Genomic DNA, 17,213 nt, shown 5'->3' on the forward strand with positions numbered 1-17,213 from the left:
ATTAGTTAAATAGAAACAATTACTGTTTTCAATGGTTCCTCAAAAATAACACTTCTTTTGACAATGAAGACTTTGAAAGCTCAGAAATTATTGCCAATTTACATTTATTAATTATCAATCCCAATTACTTAGAAAGCCTTATTAAATGTTAACAAACTCAAAAACACAGCTACACTTTACAAAATTATTTATATTTGTTGAAGTCAATAAACATCAGAACTCTTGAAAAAAATCCTTCCTTTATTTTCTTATATTTTTCATCCGATATTTATTCCGGCGATGGCCACCTTATTTTATCTTTTTTTTAATACTACTGCTTTTGCAACTGAAGAAAAGTTATTCGTCTTTTTTCAAGTGGCGATTATTCTGGTGATCATTCCAATACTATTTTTTTTAATTTTAAAAGCTGCCGGAAAAATTGATTCTATAATGATTGCTGAAGTCACACAACGTAAAATACCGCTGATTCTTCAATGTTTTTTAATCATTTTATTGGTTCGAAAAAGCATAACGATAGACCGATATCCCGAATTGCATTTTTTCTTTTTGGGAGCGCTTCTCAGCACTATTTTGGCTCTAATATCTTTATTTCTCAATATAAAAGCCAGTCTGCACATGATGGCAATAAGTGCATTGACCTTATTTGTGATTGCAATAAGTTTACATTTTCAATTTCAGAATACTTTTATCATTGCTTTTTTAATACTCGCAAATGGCCTTGTAGCTTCCTCCCGTATAGAAATGAACGCACACACGAATAAAGAATTAATTATAGGTTTTTTTTTAGGAAGTATTCCGCAGTTGCTTTTATTATTTTTATGGCTATAAAATGTAGAAGATTATTCCAATATTTAGGGATTTCATAGTGATGGGTTCCCCTTCAATTTTTGCCGATTTAAACAAAGAATTTAAACCATAATAAGCATACACATTAATGGTGTTATAACCAACTGAAATATAGGCACCATAAAGAAGTTTATTAAAATCCTTATTACTGGTGACGATAATTTTTCCTTGGTCATCTTCAAAAATAGAACGATCATGAATTAAATAACTCAATTTGAATCCTCCATAAATTCTCCAAAACTTATGGCTTTCATAAGTTGAAGTTCGCCATCTAAATTCAATAGGCACCTCTACTAAAAGTTGTGAAAATTTATTTTTATTAAAACTTGTTTCCGAATCAATAATCGAATACGTTGGCGCTTGATCTGATTTATAAATCGCCAGATTCTGATTGTAATTGTTATAAGAGAATCCAATTCCGGAAGCTAGTGCTTTAGTTCTGTTTTTGTTTATCGGCATATCCCTCAGGAAACCTAATGAAAATCCAGTAGACAATTTGCTTTGGGACAAACCGTCAGGCTTATTGATTAAGGTATTATATGTAAATCCAAAATAAAATTGGTCTTCTCGATATAATGAATCGATTTTTACTTTTGAAGCATCCTCGAGAGTTATGGTTTCTTGTGAAAAGGCATTAAAAATGGATAGAAGAATAAAACAACTTAGAAATAATTTTAAGTGGTTCTTTTTGTTTAATGATTGCTTCATGTGAGTCTTAAAATACATTTTTCGATTCAACTATTGTTTATCGTTGTACAAATATAGGATTTTGACAGGTACCCGAAGCGTATTCCTTTGAAAAAACGCAGTAGTGAATTTTAGTAAATTCCTCCAAAGACCAACTTAGTATCTAATCAAAAAGTTATAAAAACCAACATAAACATTAAAGCAATCATTGACAAACTCACGGTAGTAAAAAGAAATGCACCCATGTACAAAAACACACCGTTTTTTTTATTTTCTGTTTCCATCTCTTCCATGTTTTCGTTTTTTTAGTTTTTCCTTTTTATTTTAATGATGCCTTAAACATTGTTTTTTATGTTCTTCGATTACCTATTTAAAGTCGATTTCCTGCTTCTTTTAAAGAATTCATGTGTTTTTATTCTTCACTTAAAATTACACATTCAAGGTTTATACTACAAATATAATCGATTAAATACATAAATAAATATTTTTAGTGCTTTTTTTCTTACCTTTTTAAAAAATAAAAATAGATAATAAAATATTTCGTTTTTAAAAATCTTGATTTATTTTGCCGAGCAAAAAATCTTAAGATCGCAGAATGTGAAACTTCAAAAAAATATATGTAAGTGATTGGTTTTTATTGGCATCTGTAAAGAGAATAGGATTAGTTTCACAGATACCGGAAAGCGTAGTCTCACAACGAAAATAATGCTTGGCATTTCATGCCTGATCCTTTTTTGTTTTAGAGCTTAGACAAACTAAAACGTTTGCCACGCTGCAACTTCTTCAATTAAGGATTACCCGCGGTGATTCCCTGAGGGGCGTCTGACAAAGAAATTAAAGCTTGGCATTTCATGCCTGATCCTTTTTTGTTTTAGAGCTTAGATAAACTAAAACGTTTGAAAGCTGTAACTTCTTCAATTAAGGATTTCCTGCGGTGATCCCTGAGGGGCGTCTGACAAAGAAATTGAAGCTTGGCATTTCATGCCTGATCCTTTTTTGTGTTAGAGCTTAGACAAACTAAAACGTTTGCCACGCTGTAACTTGTTCAATTAAGGATTACCTGCGTGATCCCTGAGGGGCGTCTGACAAAGAAATTAAAGCTTGGCATTTCATGCCTGATCCTTTTTTGTGTTAGAGCTTAGACAAACTAAAACGTTTGCCACGCTGTAACTTGTTCAATTAAGGATTACCTGCGGTGATCCCTGAGGGGCGTCTGACAAAGAAATTAAAGCTTGGCATTTCATGCCTGATCCTTTTTTGTTTTAGAGCTTAGACAAACTAAAACGTTTGCCACGCTTTAAAACAAAAAATGCTCCCCTTTCAGGAAGCATTATTTCTTTGCAGAGAGGATGGGATTCGAACCCACGATACAGTTACCCATATACTAGCTTTCCAGGCTAGCTCCTTCAGCCACTCGGACACCTCTCTATTTTTATTTGGTGTGCAAAGAACACGAAAAAAAATGAGTTAGAAAAGTAAAATCTAATTATTATATCATTTCTCCTCGCAAAGATGTTTCAAAAATCTTTTTGAAATCATTCGAAGCAATTTTTTGACCTAATAAATACATTAATTTCGTGATTGCCGCCTCAGTGGTGATATCTTTTCCAGAAATAACTCCGATTTCTTTCAAAGAAGTACTCGTTTCATATTGCCCCATACTCACACTTCCGGCAGAACATTGCGTCACATTGATGATATGCAATCCTTTAGTAATGGCTTTTTTCAAAAGGCCAATAAACCAATCTTCTGTAGGAGCATTTCCGGCACCATAAGTCTCTAAAATGATTCCTTTAAGATTCGGAATGCCAAGAATCGCTGCCAAAACGACTTCACTAATTCCAGGAAACATTTTAATGATAGCCACATGGTTATCTAAATTTTTATGGACTTTTAATTGCACATCACTTTTTAAAGGCAAAAACAATTCAGAATTCAGTTTTAGATGCACACCCGACTCTACTAAATGAGGGTAATTTGGTGAAGTAAACGCGTTGAAATGTTCCGCATTTATTTTTGTGGTTCTATTGCCTCTATACAATTTATATTCAAAGTAAAGACATACTTCACTAATTACAGGTTTACCATTTTCACGCAAAGTAGCAATTTGAATCGCAGTTATTAAATTCTCTTTCGCATCGGTACGTAAATCTCCAATAGGCAATTGCGATCCGGTAAATATAACTGGTTTAGACAAATTCTCCAGCATGAAACTTAAAGCGGAAGCGGAATAAGACATCGTATCTGAACCATGAAGCACGACAAATCCATCAAATGAAGCATAATTATCGGCAATGATTGTCGCAATCTTTGCCCATTTTTCGGGATTCATATTCGAAGAATCAATAGGATTTTCGAAAGAAAGAGTTTCTATCTTACAGTCCAATTGTTTCAATTCCGGTATTCTTTGTAAAAGTTTACTGAAATTAAAAGCCCGAAGAGCACCAGTCTCAAAATCTTTTTTCATACCAATAGTCCCACCGGTATAAATCAAAAGTATTTTGGCTTTAGACAACATTATGATATTTTAATGTATTCACAACAGGATTGGAATACATGGCAAGAAAACCTTCTAAAGCTACTGGATTATCATGATCAATTCTCATTTCTAATCTGCGCTCAAAAAGTAATTTTTCATTTTCGGTGTATAAATGCGAATAGGTATTCGATTTATTTACTATATCGTAAGCGATGAAATTCGTAGGCCATAATTTATAATTGCTCAATATTGCATCATCCATAACTTGGGCCAAAGCTTGTATTTGCTTATTTGTATTGTCGTTTTCAGCTGCAATTTTATCAATTTCAGCATCTAAAACTTTCCCAACATGAATGTGGATTCTTTTCTTTTGTCCCATGGCACCACTAAGAATCGTCATGAAATCTTCATTTTTTTCCTTGATATAAATTTCATTATTGGCCTCAGCCATCAATTGAGGCATTTTCAAAGCATCAGTTGGGTCGTATTCATAGGAAATAGAAACCGGTACAATTTTGATTTTTTTGAAATAGTCCATCAAATTCTTTTCGTCAGAACCCATTCCTAGCATTTTCAAAACACCGGGATTTGTCACATCATTCCCATCTTTTGTTCTTCCTTCCCGCTGTGCGATCCAAACCGAACGATTTTCATGAAGCAATAAATTACCAATATATTCCGATAAAAGTTTTGAACTTTGCAGCATTTCTCTTGGAGTCAAACCACGAAGCACCAGAAAATTACGATTCAGTTTCGCTAATGTACTTAAGAATGCTTTTTTAACCAAGTTATCTCCAATCGCGGAAGCCGTCATTACTAAACCATGTTCAAATAATGCCGTATTTAGTAAGGTTGTATCCAAGAGAATGTCTCGATGATTTGAAATAAACAAATAGGATGTGTTTTTTTCTAAATTTTCAAAACCGGAAGTCGTTAAGCCCTCAGAACTTTTCTCTAGTACTTTTTGAACCGAATGGTAGATGAAATTACATTGAAAATCACGAATGGAATGCGTTTTCTTGAGTTGTTCTTTCCAAACTTCGTCTTCTACATCAGGGAAAGTAAAGTTCATTAATGCCTTCATCATAGGATGATGAATAACGTTTTGAAGAGCCTCGTTTACTTCGGAATCGTAAAATGGCCGAATGGCGTCAAATTTTTGCATTTTGGTTCTCAATTTTTGTGTGGGCAAATGAACAAAAAAAATATTAAAATAATGTGAATTCTCTTTTAAATACCGAAAATAGCTTTCGAATTTAGAGTTGTCACCCTAGCAATTTCATTTACCGAAAGGTTATAAATTTGAGCCAGTTTATCAACTATATTAACTAAATAACAGCTCTCATTGCGTTTTCCGCGAAAGGGAATTGGCGCCAGATAAGGTGAATCCGTTTCCAAGACGATGTGTTTTAATTCGATTTGATGCAAGAATTGATCTATTTTTCCATTTTTAAATGTTACAACGCCTCCAATTCCAAGCTTCATATTATAGGAGATTGCTTTTAAAGCTTGTTCGTATGTCCCTGTAAAACAATGAAAAATACCAAATAATTCATCAGATTTTTCATCTTCCAAAATTTGGAATATTTCATCAAAAGCTTCTCGGCAATGAATCACAATAGGTAGTTTATAATGTTTGGCCAACCTTATTTGAGTTCTGAAAGCAATTTGTTGTTCTTGCAAATGGGTTTTATCCCAATACAAATCGATACCAATCTCACCTATGGCGCAGAACTTCCTTTTGTGTAATTCATTTTCCACATGTTGCAATTCTTCCAAATAATTCTCCTTTACATAGGTGGGGTGCAAACCCATCATCAAGAAAACATTCTCAGGATAATTTTCCTCTAATTCATACATGGCTTTAGTACACGTTGAATCAATCGCCGGAATAAAGAAACGTGTAACTCCAACATCTATGGCACGTTGTATCATCTCAGTTCTGTCTTGATCAAATTCTTCACTATAAAGATGCGTATGTGTATCGGTAATTATTGTATTTGTTTCCAAGTGTAAAGTTTAAGGATACAAATTTACAAGAATAAAACTAGGCGGAAAAATTGTTTCACAAAGAAAATACGATTCGCAAAATTCCTTTCCAAACTCAAGAAAACTCCGTGTATCTTTGTGAAACAAGAATAGTAAATACTGGAATAAATTCAGCATAAATGAAAAATCTGCACGACATCCTTAAAAAAGAAAATTACAAAAAAGTAAAATTCAAAATTACAAAAACACAACATCTTTTAATAAAGGCAAAAATCAATGGAGTCATAGGGAACTTCATTCTGGACACGGGAGCTTCCAACAGTTGTGTAGGATTTGAAAGTGTTGATCTATTTTTATTGGAAGCCAAAAAATCAAAAACTAAAGCTTCCGGGGCTGGCGCAAACGGAATGTTTACGCAACTTGCATCAAAAAATCACTTACAGCTTGGTTCTTGGAAAGATTGTGATTTTGAGATTGTAATTTTTGATTTATCTCATGTAAATGAAGCTTTAAAACAACATAAATCAAAAGCAGTACACGGAATTATAGGCGCTGATATTTTGATGAAAGGCAAAGCGATTGTGGATTATTACAATCATTATTTGTATTTAATGAAGTAAAAACAGATAACTCCATACAAAGAGAAGTGACAAAAACTATCTTTTAAAAAAACCTACTTTTATTTTCTTGTTCTATCGACAACGAAAATGAAATCATATGTTGAAATTTTACGATTTATAGGTTCCGCAAAGTGCAAATCATGCTCTTTTTGAATTTTAGGAAAATTAAAAAAGTCCTGTTTAGAATAACCAAACAGGACTTTTTTGTATTCTTAAATGTGATTTTTACAATTCTAATGCTTTTTTAGGATTGTTGTCCATCAATAATTCTAATGGATTTTCTAAAGCTTCTTTTACTGCTACCAAGAAACCAACAGACTCACGCCCATCAATAATTCTGTGGTCATAAGATAAAGCAACGTACATCATTGGGTGAATTTCCACTTTTCCATTTACGGCAATAGGACGCTCAATAATATTGTGCATCCCAAGGATTCCTGATTGTGGAGGATTGATAATTGGAGTAGATAACATACTTCCAAAAACACCACCATTAGTAATCGTGAACGTTCCACCAGTCATATCATCAACGGTAATTTGTCCGTCACGTGCTTTGATAGCTAATCTTTTGATATCAGATTCAACACCACGGAAAGTCAAATTCTCCGCATTACGAACAACAGGAACCATTAGTCCCTTTGGTCCTGAAACCGCAATAGAAATATCGCAAAAATCGAAAGCAATCTTATGATCACCATCCATCATTGAGTTAACATCCGGGAATAATTTTAATGCTCTGGTCACGGCTTTAGTAAAGAATGACATATAACCCAAACCAATCCCACCATGTTTCGCTTTGAATGCGTCTTTGTATTCATTACGCAAGGTATTGATAGGCGTCATGTTTACTTCATTGAAAGTAGTCAACATCGCTGTTTCATTTTTAGCGGCAACTAATCTTTCTGCTACTTTACGACGTAACATAGATAATTTAGTTCTTTCCGTACCACGAGATCCTCCTGTAGGAGTTCCCATCGATGGTACAGCATTTACGGCATCATCTTTAGTAATTCTTCCGTCTTTTCCTGTTCCTGTAAGTGATGCAGGAGCTATATTTTTTTCGTCTAATATTTTTCTTGCTGCTGGAGAAGGCGTTCCTGAAGCGTAAGTTGCTGCTGCTACTGGAGCCGCAACCGGTGCTGCTTTTGGTGCTTCAGCTTGAACTTCAGCTTTTGGTCCCGAAGTTTCGGGATCGACTGTTTTTGCAACTTCAGCCGCTGGTGCATCACCTGATGGTTTAGCCGCATCTGTATCGATAAGACAAACAACTGCACCAACTGCAACTGCATCTCCTTCTTCTGCTTTTAATGTAATAATTCCGCTGGCTTCTGCTGGTAATTCTAGTGTTGCTTTATCAGAATCAACCTCAGCAATTGCTTGGTCTTTTTCTACATAATCTCCGTCTTTTACTAACCAAGTTGCAATTTCAACTTCTTTGATTGATTCCCCCGGTGATGGAACTTTCATTTCTAAAATCATGTCTTATTATTTTAAATTATGAATTTTAAATTTTAATAGGTTTATTATCTACTTATTCCTTTTTAGCCCCGATTGCAGTGAAAATCCTTTTTGTCTCTTTTTAGAGATAAAAAGATTGCAACGGAAAGCGGGAAATAGCTCCTAATATTTAATTGAATAAATTTTTATCAAATACCATTCGTATTGCATCTGCCTGACGACGTTTTGCTCTTGTATAACTTCCTGCCGCTGGTGCTGCATACGCTTTTAGCGAAGCCAATCTCCATTTTACCAAATCGAAGTTCATCAACATGAAACTGTAAGCTCCCATATTTTTTGGTTCTTCCTGTGCCCAAACATAATCATCGGCGTTTGGATATTTAGCGATAATCGCTTTTAGTTGTTCTAACGGTAATGGGAACAATTGTTCGATTCTAACTACGGCAACATCTTTACGACCATTGATTTCTCTTTCGGCAGTAATGTCATAATAGAATTTACCCGTACAGAAAACCAATGTTGTCACCTCTTCTTTATTCACGGTTTCATCATCGAATGTTTCCTGGAAACTACCGTTTGCAAATTCTTCAACAGTAGAAACTACTCTTGGATCACGCAACAAACTTTTTGGAGTAAACACAATTAGCGGTTTACGGAAAGTTGTTTTCATTTGTCTTCTCAACAAGTGAAAGAAGTTGGCTGGCGTTGTACAATCGGCAACATACATATTTTGTCTGGCACACAATTGTAAATAACGTTCCATTCTTGCAGATGAATGCTCCGCTCCTTGTCCTTCATATCCGTGAGGCAATAATAAAACAATTCCGTTTTGGTTGTTCCATTTATCTTCTCCACAAGATATGTATTGGTCAATCATAATTTGGGCCCCATTACTGAAATCCCCAAATTGCGCTTCCCATATAGTAAGTGTATTTGGATTTGTTAAAGCATAGCCATAATCAAAACCTAAAACACCATATTCAGATAAAAGGGAATTGAAAATATTGAATTTCCCTACTTTACCTTCTAAATTATTGATTAAAACTACTTCTTCTTCAGAATCTTCGACTTTTACTACGGAATGACGATGAGAAAAAGTACCTCTTTCTACGTCTTGTCCAGAAATACGAACATCATACCCTTCTTTCAATAATGATCCATAAGCTAAATGTTCAGCCATAGACCAATCCAGCTTATTGGTTTCGAAAAACATTGTTTTTCTATCGTTAATCAGTTTCTGGATTTTGCTGATAAACTTTTTATCTGAAGGCAAATTACAAATTGCATTTGCGACATCGGTAAGACCTTCTTTAGGAAAAGAAGTATCTACTTTTTCAAGCATTTGTACATCAGTAACCTGTTCAAAACCTCTCCATTCATTTTTCATAAATGGTGTGATAATAGTCAGGTCTTTTTTACGTGATTCTTCAAGGTTTACCTCTAAATTAGATTTGTACTCTTTCTCTAATCCATTTACATAAGTTACATCAATAACACCTTCTGACAAGAGTTTTTCTGCATAGATATCTCTGGGGTTTTGATGCTTTGCAATAATTTTATACAGAACTGGCTGAGTGAAACGAGGCTCATCACCTTCATTATGCCCGTATTTTCTATATCCTAATAAATCGATGAATACATCTCTACCGAATTGCATTCTGAAATCCAAAGCAAACGACATGGCGTGTACTACGGCCTCAGCATCATCTGCATTTACGTGTAATACCGGCGACAGCGTTACTTTGGCAACATCCGTACAATAGGTTGATGAACGAGCATCCAAATAATTAGTTGTAAAACCAACCTGATTATTGATTACAATGTGAATTGTACCTCCCGTTTTGTATCCATCCAATTGCGCCATTTGCACAATTTCATACAGAATTCCCTGACCAGCGATTGCTGCATCTCCGTGAACGGCGATTGGCAATACTTTAGAGAAATCGTTAGGGAAATATTTATCTTGTTTTGCTCTGGTAATTCCTTCAATTACTGCACCTACTGTTTCAAGATGCGAAGGATTTGGCGCCAAATTAATATTTATATTTTTTCCTGATCTGGTTACTTTTTCAGCCGTAAGCCCTAAATGGTATTTTACGTCACCATCAAAATATTCCTGATCGTAATCTTTTCCGTCAAATTCTCCAAAAATGTCTTGGGTAGATTTACCAAAAATATTGGCTAAAACATTCAAACGACCACGATGTGCCATTCCCATTACAAATTGCTCGACTCCTTGCTCTGCTGCTTTTTCAATCAAAGCATCAAGGGCAGGAATAATAGATTCTCCACCTTCCAGTGAAAATCGTTTTTGACCTACATATTTAGTATGCAAGAAATTCTCGAAAGAAACGGCTTGATTTAATTTTTCAAGGATTGTTTTCTTTTCATCAGCAGAAAAATTCGGCTGATTGTCATTTTTTCCTAATTTTTTCTGTATCCATTCTACCACTTCCGGTTTACGAATATACATATACTCTATCCCAATGTGCTGACAATAAATAGCCTCAAGGTGCATTATAATTTCCTGAAGCGTACAAGGTTGAATACCGATAACTTTAGCCGCATCAAAAACCGTGTTCAAATCGGTTGCAGAAAGATTAAAATTAACAATATCTAATGTAGGAGATGATATTCTTCTGTCTCTTACGGGATTTGTTTTTGTAAACAAATGTCCGCGAGTTCGATAGCCATCTATCAATTTAAGTACGTTGAATTCTTTCTGAAGTTTTTCCGATACATGCTTGCTCTCCATGTCCCCAGAAGCAACATTTGCTATATAGGTTACTGGATTTTCCTCATTATAAGTAGTCATCCCAAAGTCAAATCCTTGAAAAAAACTTCTCCAGCTCGGCTCTACGCTATCTGGATTTACTAAATATTGATCGTATAATTGTGCGAAAAATTCGGTGTGTGCTGCGTTTAAAAATGAAAACCTATCCATATCGTTAGTGTCTGTACTTTTTTGTTAAATAGTTTGACAAAAGTACAATAATCAATTATATCTAAATCTATTTTTTAACTACTTTTACGTAAAGATTTGTTAAAAAAACCAACGAAATATGAAAAAAATTCGCCTTTTAACCATTTTAAAGTCCATTTTGATTTTCCTGTCCCTATTCTCTTCTGGATTTTTATTGGCTCAACAACAAACGGCATCACCAAAAACTAAAAGTGATTTTTGGAGAAAAGTACAATTTGGCGGAGGTATCGGATTAAGTTTTGGTTCAGGCTATACCGATATTTCGCTCGCACCAAGTGCTATTTATAATTTCGATCAATATGTAGCTTTGGGTCTTGGCGCTCAGTACACGTATGTAAAGCAAAAAAATTATTACGCGTCAAACTTATATGGAGCAACTATTATTGCATTGTTTAATCCAATACCCGAAATCCAACTTTCGGCAGAATTAGAAGAATTGAGAGTGAATGTTGATTTGATTGGCTCTGATGGCAATTCGCAAGACTACTGGAATACCGGTTTATTTCTGGGTGCCGGTTATAGAAACGGAAATGTGACTATCGGAGCACGTTATAATGTGTTAAATGACAACAACAACATTTATGGCAATGCATTCATGCCATTTGTAAGGGTTTATTTTTAATTTAGCATCATGAAAAAGACCCAGCAATTATTCTTTATTTTATTTATAAGTTCCTGTTTTGCACAAAATAACATTTTACAATCCGGTCCTATGGTCGGTTATTGCGAAATGAAAGAAGCAGTTATTTGGTTACAGACCAATAAGGAAGCTACAGTTAAAGTAGCCTATTTCTCGACCGACAATCCGTCCAAAATATTTTACTCTAACAATTACACTTCCTCGAAAGATTCTGGATACACGTACCATATTATTTTAGACCAATTACAGCCTGGCAAAAAATACAAGTACCACATTTTGATAAATAATAAAAAAATCAACTTGCCCTATGAAACTTCATTTTCCTCAAAAAAATTATGGCAGTGGCGAGAGGACGCACCTGATTTCACGGTAGCATTTGGCAGCTGCATGTATATCAATGAAACAGAATTTGACAGACCCGGAAAGCCTTATGGAAGCGGCTATTCCATTTTTGAAAGCATTGCTAAAAAAAATCCGGACATCATGATTTGGGGTGGAGATAATTCCTATTTAAGAGAAGCCGATTGGGACAGCAAAACTGGTATTTATTATAGAAATACCCATTCGAGATCAATCAAGGAAATTCAGCCTTTGTTAGCAAAAACTCAAAATTTTGCAATTTGGGATGATCATGATTTTGGTCCTGATGACAGCGACCGCAGTTTTTACAACAAACATATTACTCAAAAAGCATTTAAGGATTTTTGGGGAAATAAAAGTTACGGAATCAGTCCTGATCAAAATGAAGGCGTTTTTTCAACTTTCAATTGGGGGGATGCACAGTTTTTTCTAATAGACGATCGCTTTTTCAGATCTCCAGATAATCGAATTACCGGAGAAAGAACCATGCTAGGAACTACACAATTTGAATGGCTAATTGATGTTTTAATTTCATCAGACGCCAGTTTTAAAATAATTGTAATTGGTGGCCAAGTCATAAATGCCGTTCTGGACGCAGAAAATTATGGCCGCTTTCCTCTAGAAAAAGAAAAACTACTTAAGGAAATCACAGACAATAAAATAAAAGGAGTGTTTTTTCTAACTGGCGACCGGCATTTTGCCGAAATGTCAATGCTCCCCCGTGAAAACACCTATTCTATTTACGACTGGACCGTTTCTCCATTGACAGCAGGAATTGTTTCCAAAAAAGTATTAACCGAAGACAATAAATATAAAGTTCCGGGAAGTGCATTTGTACAGAATAATTTTGGGACATTCTCTTTTTCCGGCTCGAAAGAAGACCGACAAATGAAACTTACATTATTCGATGTAAACGGAAATGAATTATGGAATAAAATAATCTTGAAAAAAGAGCTGCAGTAATTAGTATTTATTCCTAAACCACACTTTTTGCCATTCTCTTTTTAGAATTAAAAAAGATACTTGTTCGGCTAGGACTACTAAATCTGATCCGTCCAATTGTTTTATTTGTTCCTCAGAAACATCTATTATGTATAGCAGATTAAGATATTCCGCAAATTTATATTGTATCAGTCTATAAATTTTTTCATGCAATTGCAGTTTCAATTCTTGAGGAGAAATACTCATGGGAAAATCAATTGCTTCATTAGCGAGATTAAAATCCTTATTCATTTGTTCAATTAACTTGAGATATAAGGCTTCTTTTTCGGCTTCCGAAATAAGCAAATCAATATTTTGTGGCACTACGAACATTTGATTTTAGAATTTAGATTAACGAATTTAGATTTTTGATTTTATGAAACTGCTCTAAATGTTTGATTTTTTTTGAATTATATTGATATTTTAAATAGACCATTATTTATCTGAAGTAAAACTTCTGAGATCAAAAATCGTTGATCAAAAATCTCAAATCTACACTTTTCGTCCCATTAAATTTTCTCCAAAAGTTCTCAATATTGATTTTTTATCCTCCTCAATATTCATTTTTTCAACGATTTCAAATGCCTTGAAGGTAAATTCCTGAATCGCATCTTGGGTAGCTTTTGAAGCACCTGAACTGTTAAAAATTTCTTTTACAGAACTAATTTTATCTGAATTATCATCAGGGTGAATTGAAAATAAATGACTTAATTGCTCCGCTTCTTCTTTGGTCGAAAATTCTAATGCTTTTAGATACAAATAGGTTTTTTTGTTTTCAATAATATCACCACCCACTTGTTTTCCAAAGGTTTCGGGATCACCAAAAGCGTCTAAATAATCATCTTGCAACTGAAAAGCCAGTCCTAAATTTAATCCGAAATCATAAATTAAATTCGCGTTTTCTTTGGATGTTTGCGCAATAATCGCCCCCATTTTCATCGCCGCAGCCACCAAAACTGCTGTTTTGTATTCGATCATTTTCAGATAATCCGGAATCGTAACATCATCACGAGTTTCAAAATCCACATCCCATTGTTGCCCTTCACAAACCTGAAGCGCTGTCTTGCTGAACAATTTGGCCAGTTTCCGGAATATTTTTGGTTGATATTTTTCGAAATACTGATAGGCCAAGATAAGCATGGCATCACCCGATAAAATCCCGGTATTGACATTCCATTTTTCGTGAACAGTCGCCTGCCCTCTTCTTAGAGGAGCATCGTCCATGATATCATCGTGAACCAACGAAAAATTATGAAAAACTTCAACGGCTAAGGCAGCGGGCAATGCTTTTTTATAATTGGCATCAAAAATTTCACTTGTCATTAAAGTAAGTACCGGACGTATTCTCTTTCCCCCAAGATCTAATATGTAATGAATGGGCTCATATAGATTTTTAGGTTCTTTGATCTCATATTGTGATTGCAAATAATCTGAAATAAATTCCTGATACTGATAAATGCTATGCATAAAAATTAATTTTTGGCTAATTTACAGTATTCACAAGAGATTACAAACTGCGTTCCTTAAGGAAATGTTAAATAAATAAAAATACAATGGAAACTTCTTTGGTATTCAAAGTTTCCGCTTTACATTTGTATTCGAAATTTTAACATTTCCACCACACAAAATAACCTTTCCAATTATTATGAAAACAAAATGGACAATTGATTCAAGCCAATCAGATGTTATGATCAAAAACAGACACTCCATAATTGCTTATTTGGATGGCACAATCCATAAATTCAAGGGTCACGTTGACATCCAGAATAACGAACTTGAAGATGCTTCGATCGAATTTGCTTTAGATGTAAACAATACAGATACAAAACTGGAACAAAGAGACATGCACGTAAAACTAAACGATTTTTTTGATACCAATGAATATCCGGTCATCAGCTTTAAGTCGACTTCGTTTCAAAAAGTAAACAAGAATATCAATTTTTTGAAAGGAAATCTAACGATTAAAAATATTACTAAAGTAATTGAACTGGACGCAGAATTCATCGGAATTAACACTACAAACGGAATTGAAAAAGCAGCTTTTGAAATTATAGGAAAGATAAACAGTAAAGATTTTGATTTAAAATTCAATTCTTATACACAAACCGGAGGCTTAGCAATAGGACAAGATATTAAACTGATTGCCAACTTAGAATTTACAGCCTAAAAACCAGTTTGCAAAATCAATTTGGCATAAATAAAAAACACTAAAAAGCATTTAGCACAAAAAAATGAAAGAAAAAATTATATCAAAAGCAAGCGACATGTTTTTAAAACTAGGTTTTAAGAGCATTACTATGGATGATATTGCAGGAGAAATGTGCATTTCTAAAAAAACGATTTACAAGTATTTCTGTAATAAGGAAATACTTATTGAAGAAAGTACAGCCGCCATTCATAAAGAAATTCACGAAATTATTGATACTATTATTAAACAAAACCACAATGCAATTGAGGAAAATTTTGAGATCAGAAAAATGTTTAAAGAGATGTTTAAATCATCTGACACCTCGCCTATATATCAATTGAAAAAACATTATCCTGAGATATATGAAAAGGTAATGCTTAGAGAAATCAATGAATGCAATTCCGCTTTCGAACAAAATATTAAAAAAGGAATTCAACAAGGATTATATCGAGAAAACATCAATATCGATAGTTATATCCAATTTTATTACCAGCTAGTATTTAGCATTAAAGCAAACATCGTTTCGGAAAAAGAAAGCCAAAAAATAGAACTTGAAATATTAGAATACCACACCCGAGCTATGGCAACACCAAAAGGATTAATTGAACTTGAAAAACATTTACTAAACTATACTATATAATGAAGAAACTAATCTTAATCACATTCTTGATTTTTGCCATTACTGCAAAATCACAAGAAGCAAAATCGCTAACACTAAAAGATGCGATTACCTATGCATTAGAAAACAAAGCCGATGCCAAAAAAGCCAAGCTGAAAGTAGAAAACAGTGAATACCAAATTCAAGAAGTACGCTCACAAGCGTTACCTCAAATTTCAGCAAATGGAAGTTTAACTTACAATCCCGTTTTACAGACAACCGTTATCGACGGAGCAAATTTTGGTCAACCGGGAAGCATTATTCAAGCAAATTTTGGACAAAAATGGAATTCAACGGCTGGTGTTTCTTTGACACAAGCGATTTTCGATCAAACGGTTTTTACAGGTTTGAAAGCGGCAAAATCTACTAGAGAATTTTACCAAATTAACGAACAATTAACCGAAGAACAGGTAATTGAGCGCGTAGCCAATAATTATTATCAGGTATATGTTCAAAGACAAAAATTAACGGTTATTGACAGTACGTATAAAAATACCACCAAAGTAAAAAACATCATTAAAGGTCAATTTGATAATGGTCTAGCCAAAAAAATTGATTTGGATCGAATTTTAGTAAAGATTTCAAACATCAATACGCAACGTCAACAGGTTTTGAATGCGGTACAAATTCAAGAAAACGCATTGAAATTTTACATGGGAATGCCAATAGAAACTCAAATCGAGATTCCACAAACTGCATTTGAAGTGAGTCCACGATCGTTGTCAGAAATTCCAAATACGGCAAACAGAACAGAATATTTGCTTTTGAAAAAACAAGAACAACTTTTAGGTTATCAAAAAAAGGCTGTTGAAGCCGGTTATTACCCAACATTATCATTGAGTGCCGGGTACAATTATATTGGTCAGGGTCCTAAAATGCCTATTGGTGGTAAACCAGCTGATGGCGTGTTTTGGTCAGATTTCTCTTCAATTGGTTTGAATTTAAAAGTGCCTATTTTTACAGGATTCGGTACACGTGCCAAAGTTAGACAAGCTGATATTGATTTAAGAGCTATAAAAGAAGACATCAACGATACAAAATTATCGCTTGATCTGGCTTTCGCCAATGCAAAAACTCAAATTGACAATAGCTTAACCACTATCAACAATCAAAGAGAAAATGCCCAATTAGCCAAAGAAGTTTTAGACAACACCAGAAACAATTATGTACAAGGATTAGCCTCTTTAACTGATTTACTAGATGCCGAAAACTCATTGACTGAAGCACAAAACAACTACACCTCTGCGATATTAGATTACAAACTGGCAGAAATTCAATTAATCAAATCAAAAGGAGAATTAAGAACACTTATAAATAACTAACA

At 34.1% G+C, this 17,213-nt stretch carries 15 protein-coding genes and 1 tRNA gene; 7 read left to right on the plus strand and 9 right to left on the minus strand.

Features of this window, described 5'->3' with window-relative positions; translation table 11 throughout:
• Positions 1–222 precede the first annotated feature (222 nt).
• On the plus strand, positions 223–828 hold the full coding sequence (locus ACFX5E_RS05675; RefSeq protein WP_379854215.1) for a hypothetical protein: 606 nt from the start codon (positions 223–225) through the stop codon (positions 826–828).
• Here the strand turns inward: ACFX5E_RS05675 and ACFX5E_RS05680 are convergent.
• The 5 genes from ACFX5E_RS05680 to ACFX5E_RS05700 all read right to left on the minus strand — a co-directional run bounded on the left by ACFX5E_RS05680 (position 823) and on the right by ACFX5E_RS05700 (position 6,022).
• Positions 823–1,572: a porin family protein gene (locus tag ACFX5E_RS05680; RefSeq protein ID WP_379854216.1), complete on the minus strand. Its 750-nt coding sequence runs from the start codon at positions 1,570–1,572 to the stop codon at positions 823–825. The two genes, ACFX5E_RS05675 and ACFX5E_RS05680, sit on opposite strands and share 6 nt — an antisense overlap.
• Before the next feature lie 1,302 nt (positions 1,573–2,874).
• Positions 2,875–2,961, minus strand: a tRNA-Ser gene (locus ACFX5E_RS05685).
• 61 nt (positions 2,962–3,022) lie between these two features.
• Complete coding sequence (locus tag ACFX5E_RS05690; protein ID WP_379854217.1) at positions 3,023–4,051, minus strand: asparaginase; 1,029 nt, start codon at positions 4,049–4,051, stop codon at positions 3,023–3,025.
• Positions 4,041–5,177 carry a 1-acyl-sn-glycerol-3-phosphate acyltransferase gene (locus tag ACFX5E_RS05695; RefSeq protein WP_379854218.1) on the minus strand — a complete coding sequence of 379 codons (1,137 nt, stop codon included), beginning with the start codon at positions 5,175–5,177 and terminating at the stop codon, positions 4,041–4,043. The genes ACFX5E_RS05690 and ACFX5E_RS05695 overlap by 11 nt, the downstream gene beginning before the upstream one ends.
• A gap of 65 nt (positions 5,178–5,242) precedes the next feature.
• Positions 5,243–6,022, minus strand: coding sequence for a TatD family hydrolase (locus ACFX5E_RS05700; RefSeq protein WP_379854219.1), 780 nt, complete (start codon positions 6,020–6,022; stop codon positions 5,243–5,245).
• Positions 6,023–6,180: 158 nt separating this feature from the next.
• Between ACFX5E_RS05700 and ACFX5E_RS05705 the strand changes: the two genes are divergently transcribed.
• Complete coding sequence (locus ACFX5E_RS05705) at positions 6,181–6,621, plus strand: retropepsin-like aspartic protease (RefSeq protein ID WP_379854220.1); 441 nt, start codon at positions 6,181–6,183, stop codon at positions 6,619–6,621.
• A gap of 225 nt (positions 6,622–6,846) precedes the next feature.
• On the opposite strand, the gene odhB is transcribed toward ACFX5E_RS05705, so the two are convergent.
• Together odhB and ACFX5E_RS05715 are read right to left on the minus strand one after the other, a co-directional pair.
• Positions 6,847–8,100: a 2-oxoglutarate dehydrogenase complex dihydrolipoyllysine-residue succinyltransferase gene (gene odhB / locus ACFX5E_RS05710; protein ID WP_379854221.1), complete on the minus strand. Its 1,254-nt coding sequence runs from the start codon at positions 8,098–8,100 to the stop codon at positions 6,847–6,849.
• Between the two features lie 148 nt (positions 8,101–8,248).
• Positions 8,249–11,023 carry a 2-oxoglutarate dehydrogenase E1 component gene (locus tag ACFX5E_RS05715; RefSeq protein ID WP_379854222.1) on the minus strand — a complete coding sequence of 925 codons (2,775 nt, stop codon included), beginning with the start codon at positions 11,021–11,023 and terminating at the stop codon, positions 8,249–8,251.
• A 118-nt stretch (positions 11,024–11,141) separates the two neighbouring features.
• On the opposite strand from ACFX5E_RS05715, the gene ACFX5E_RS05720 reads away from it, so the two are divergent.
• Together ACFX5E_RS05720 and ACFX5E_RS05725 are read left to right on the plus strand one after the other, a co-directional pair.
• On the plus strand, positions 11,142–11,684 hold the full coding sequence (locus ACFX5E_RS05720; protein ID WP_379854223.1) for a hypothetical protein: 543 nt from the start codon (positions 11,142–11,144) through the stop codon (positions 11,682–11,684).
• Between the two features lie 9 nt (positions 11,685–11,693).
• Positions 11,694–13,025: an alkaline phosphatase D family protein gene (locus tag ACFX5E_RS05725; RefSeq protein WP_379854224.1), complete on the plus strand. Its 1,332-nt coding sequence runs from the start codon at positions 11,694–11,696 to the stop codon at positions 13,023–13,025.
• On the opposite strand, the gene ACFX5E_RS05730 is transcribed toward ACFX5E_RS05725, so the two are convergent.
• Together ACFX5E_RS05730 and ACFX5E_RS05735 are read right to left on the minus strand one after the other, a co-directional pair.
• Positions 13,026–13,376: a hypothetical protein gene (locus ACFX5E_RS05730; RefSeq protein ID WP_379854225.1), complete on the minus strand. Its 351-nt coding sequence runs from the start codon at positions 13,374–13,376 to the stop codon at positions 13,026–13,028. It abuts the gene before it with no gap.
• 159 nt (positions 13,377–13,535) lie between these two features.
• A complete protein-coding gene (locus ACFX5E_RS05735) occupies positions 13,536–14,510 on the minus strand; it encodes a polyprenyl synthetase family protein (protein WP_379854226.1) in 975 nt (324 codons plus the stop codon).
• A gap of 178 nt (positions 14,511–14,688) precedes the next feature.
• On the opposite strand from ACFX5E_RS05735, the gene ACFX5E_RS05740 reads away from it, so the two are divergent.
• From ACFX5E_RS05740 to ACFX5E_RS05750, 3 genes are all read left to right on the plus strand, one after another.
• Positions 14,689–15,210, plus strand: coding sequence for a YceI family protein (locus tag ACFX5E_RS05740; protein ID WP_379854227.1), 522 nt, complete (start codon positions 14,689–14,691; stop codon positions 15,208–15,210).
• 64 nt (positions 15,211–15,274) lie between these two features.
• Positions 15,275–15,871 (plus strand): TetR/AcrR family transcriptional regulator, encoded by a 597-nt coding sequence (locus ACFX5E_RS05745; protein ID WP_379854228.1) that lies wholly within the window; start codon positions 15,275–15,277, stop codon positions 15,869–15,871.
• Entirely contained in the window at positions 15,871–17,211 is a 1,341-nt protein-coding gene (locus ACFX5E_RS05750) for a TolC family protein (RefSeq protein WP_379854229.1), read from the plus strand. Before ACFX5E_RS05745 ends, ACFX5E_RS05750 begins: the two co-directional genes overlap by 1 nt.
• Positions 17,212–17,213: the final 2 nt, after the last annotated feature.

Origin of the sequence: Flavobacterium xylosi (assembly GCF_042787345.1) — a bacterium.
GTDB lineage: Bacteria > Bacteroidota > Bacteroidia > Flavobacteriales > Flavobacteriaceae > Flavobacterium > Flavobacterium xylosi.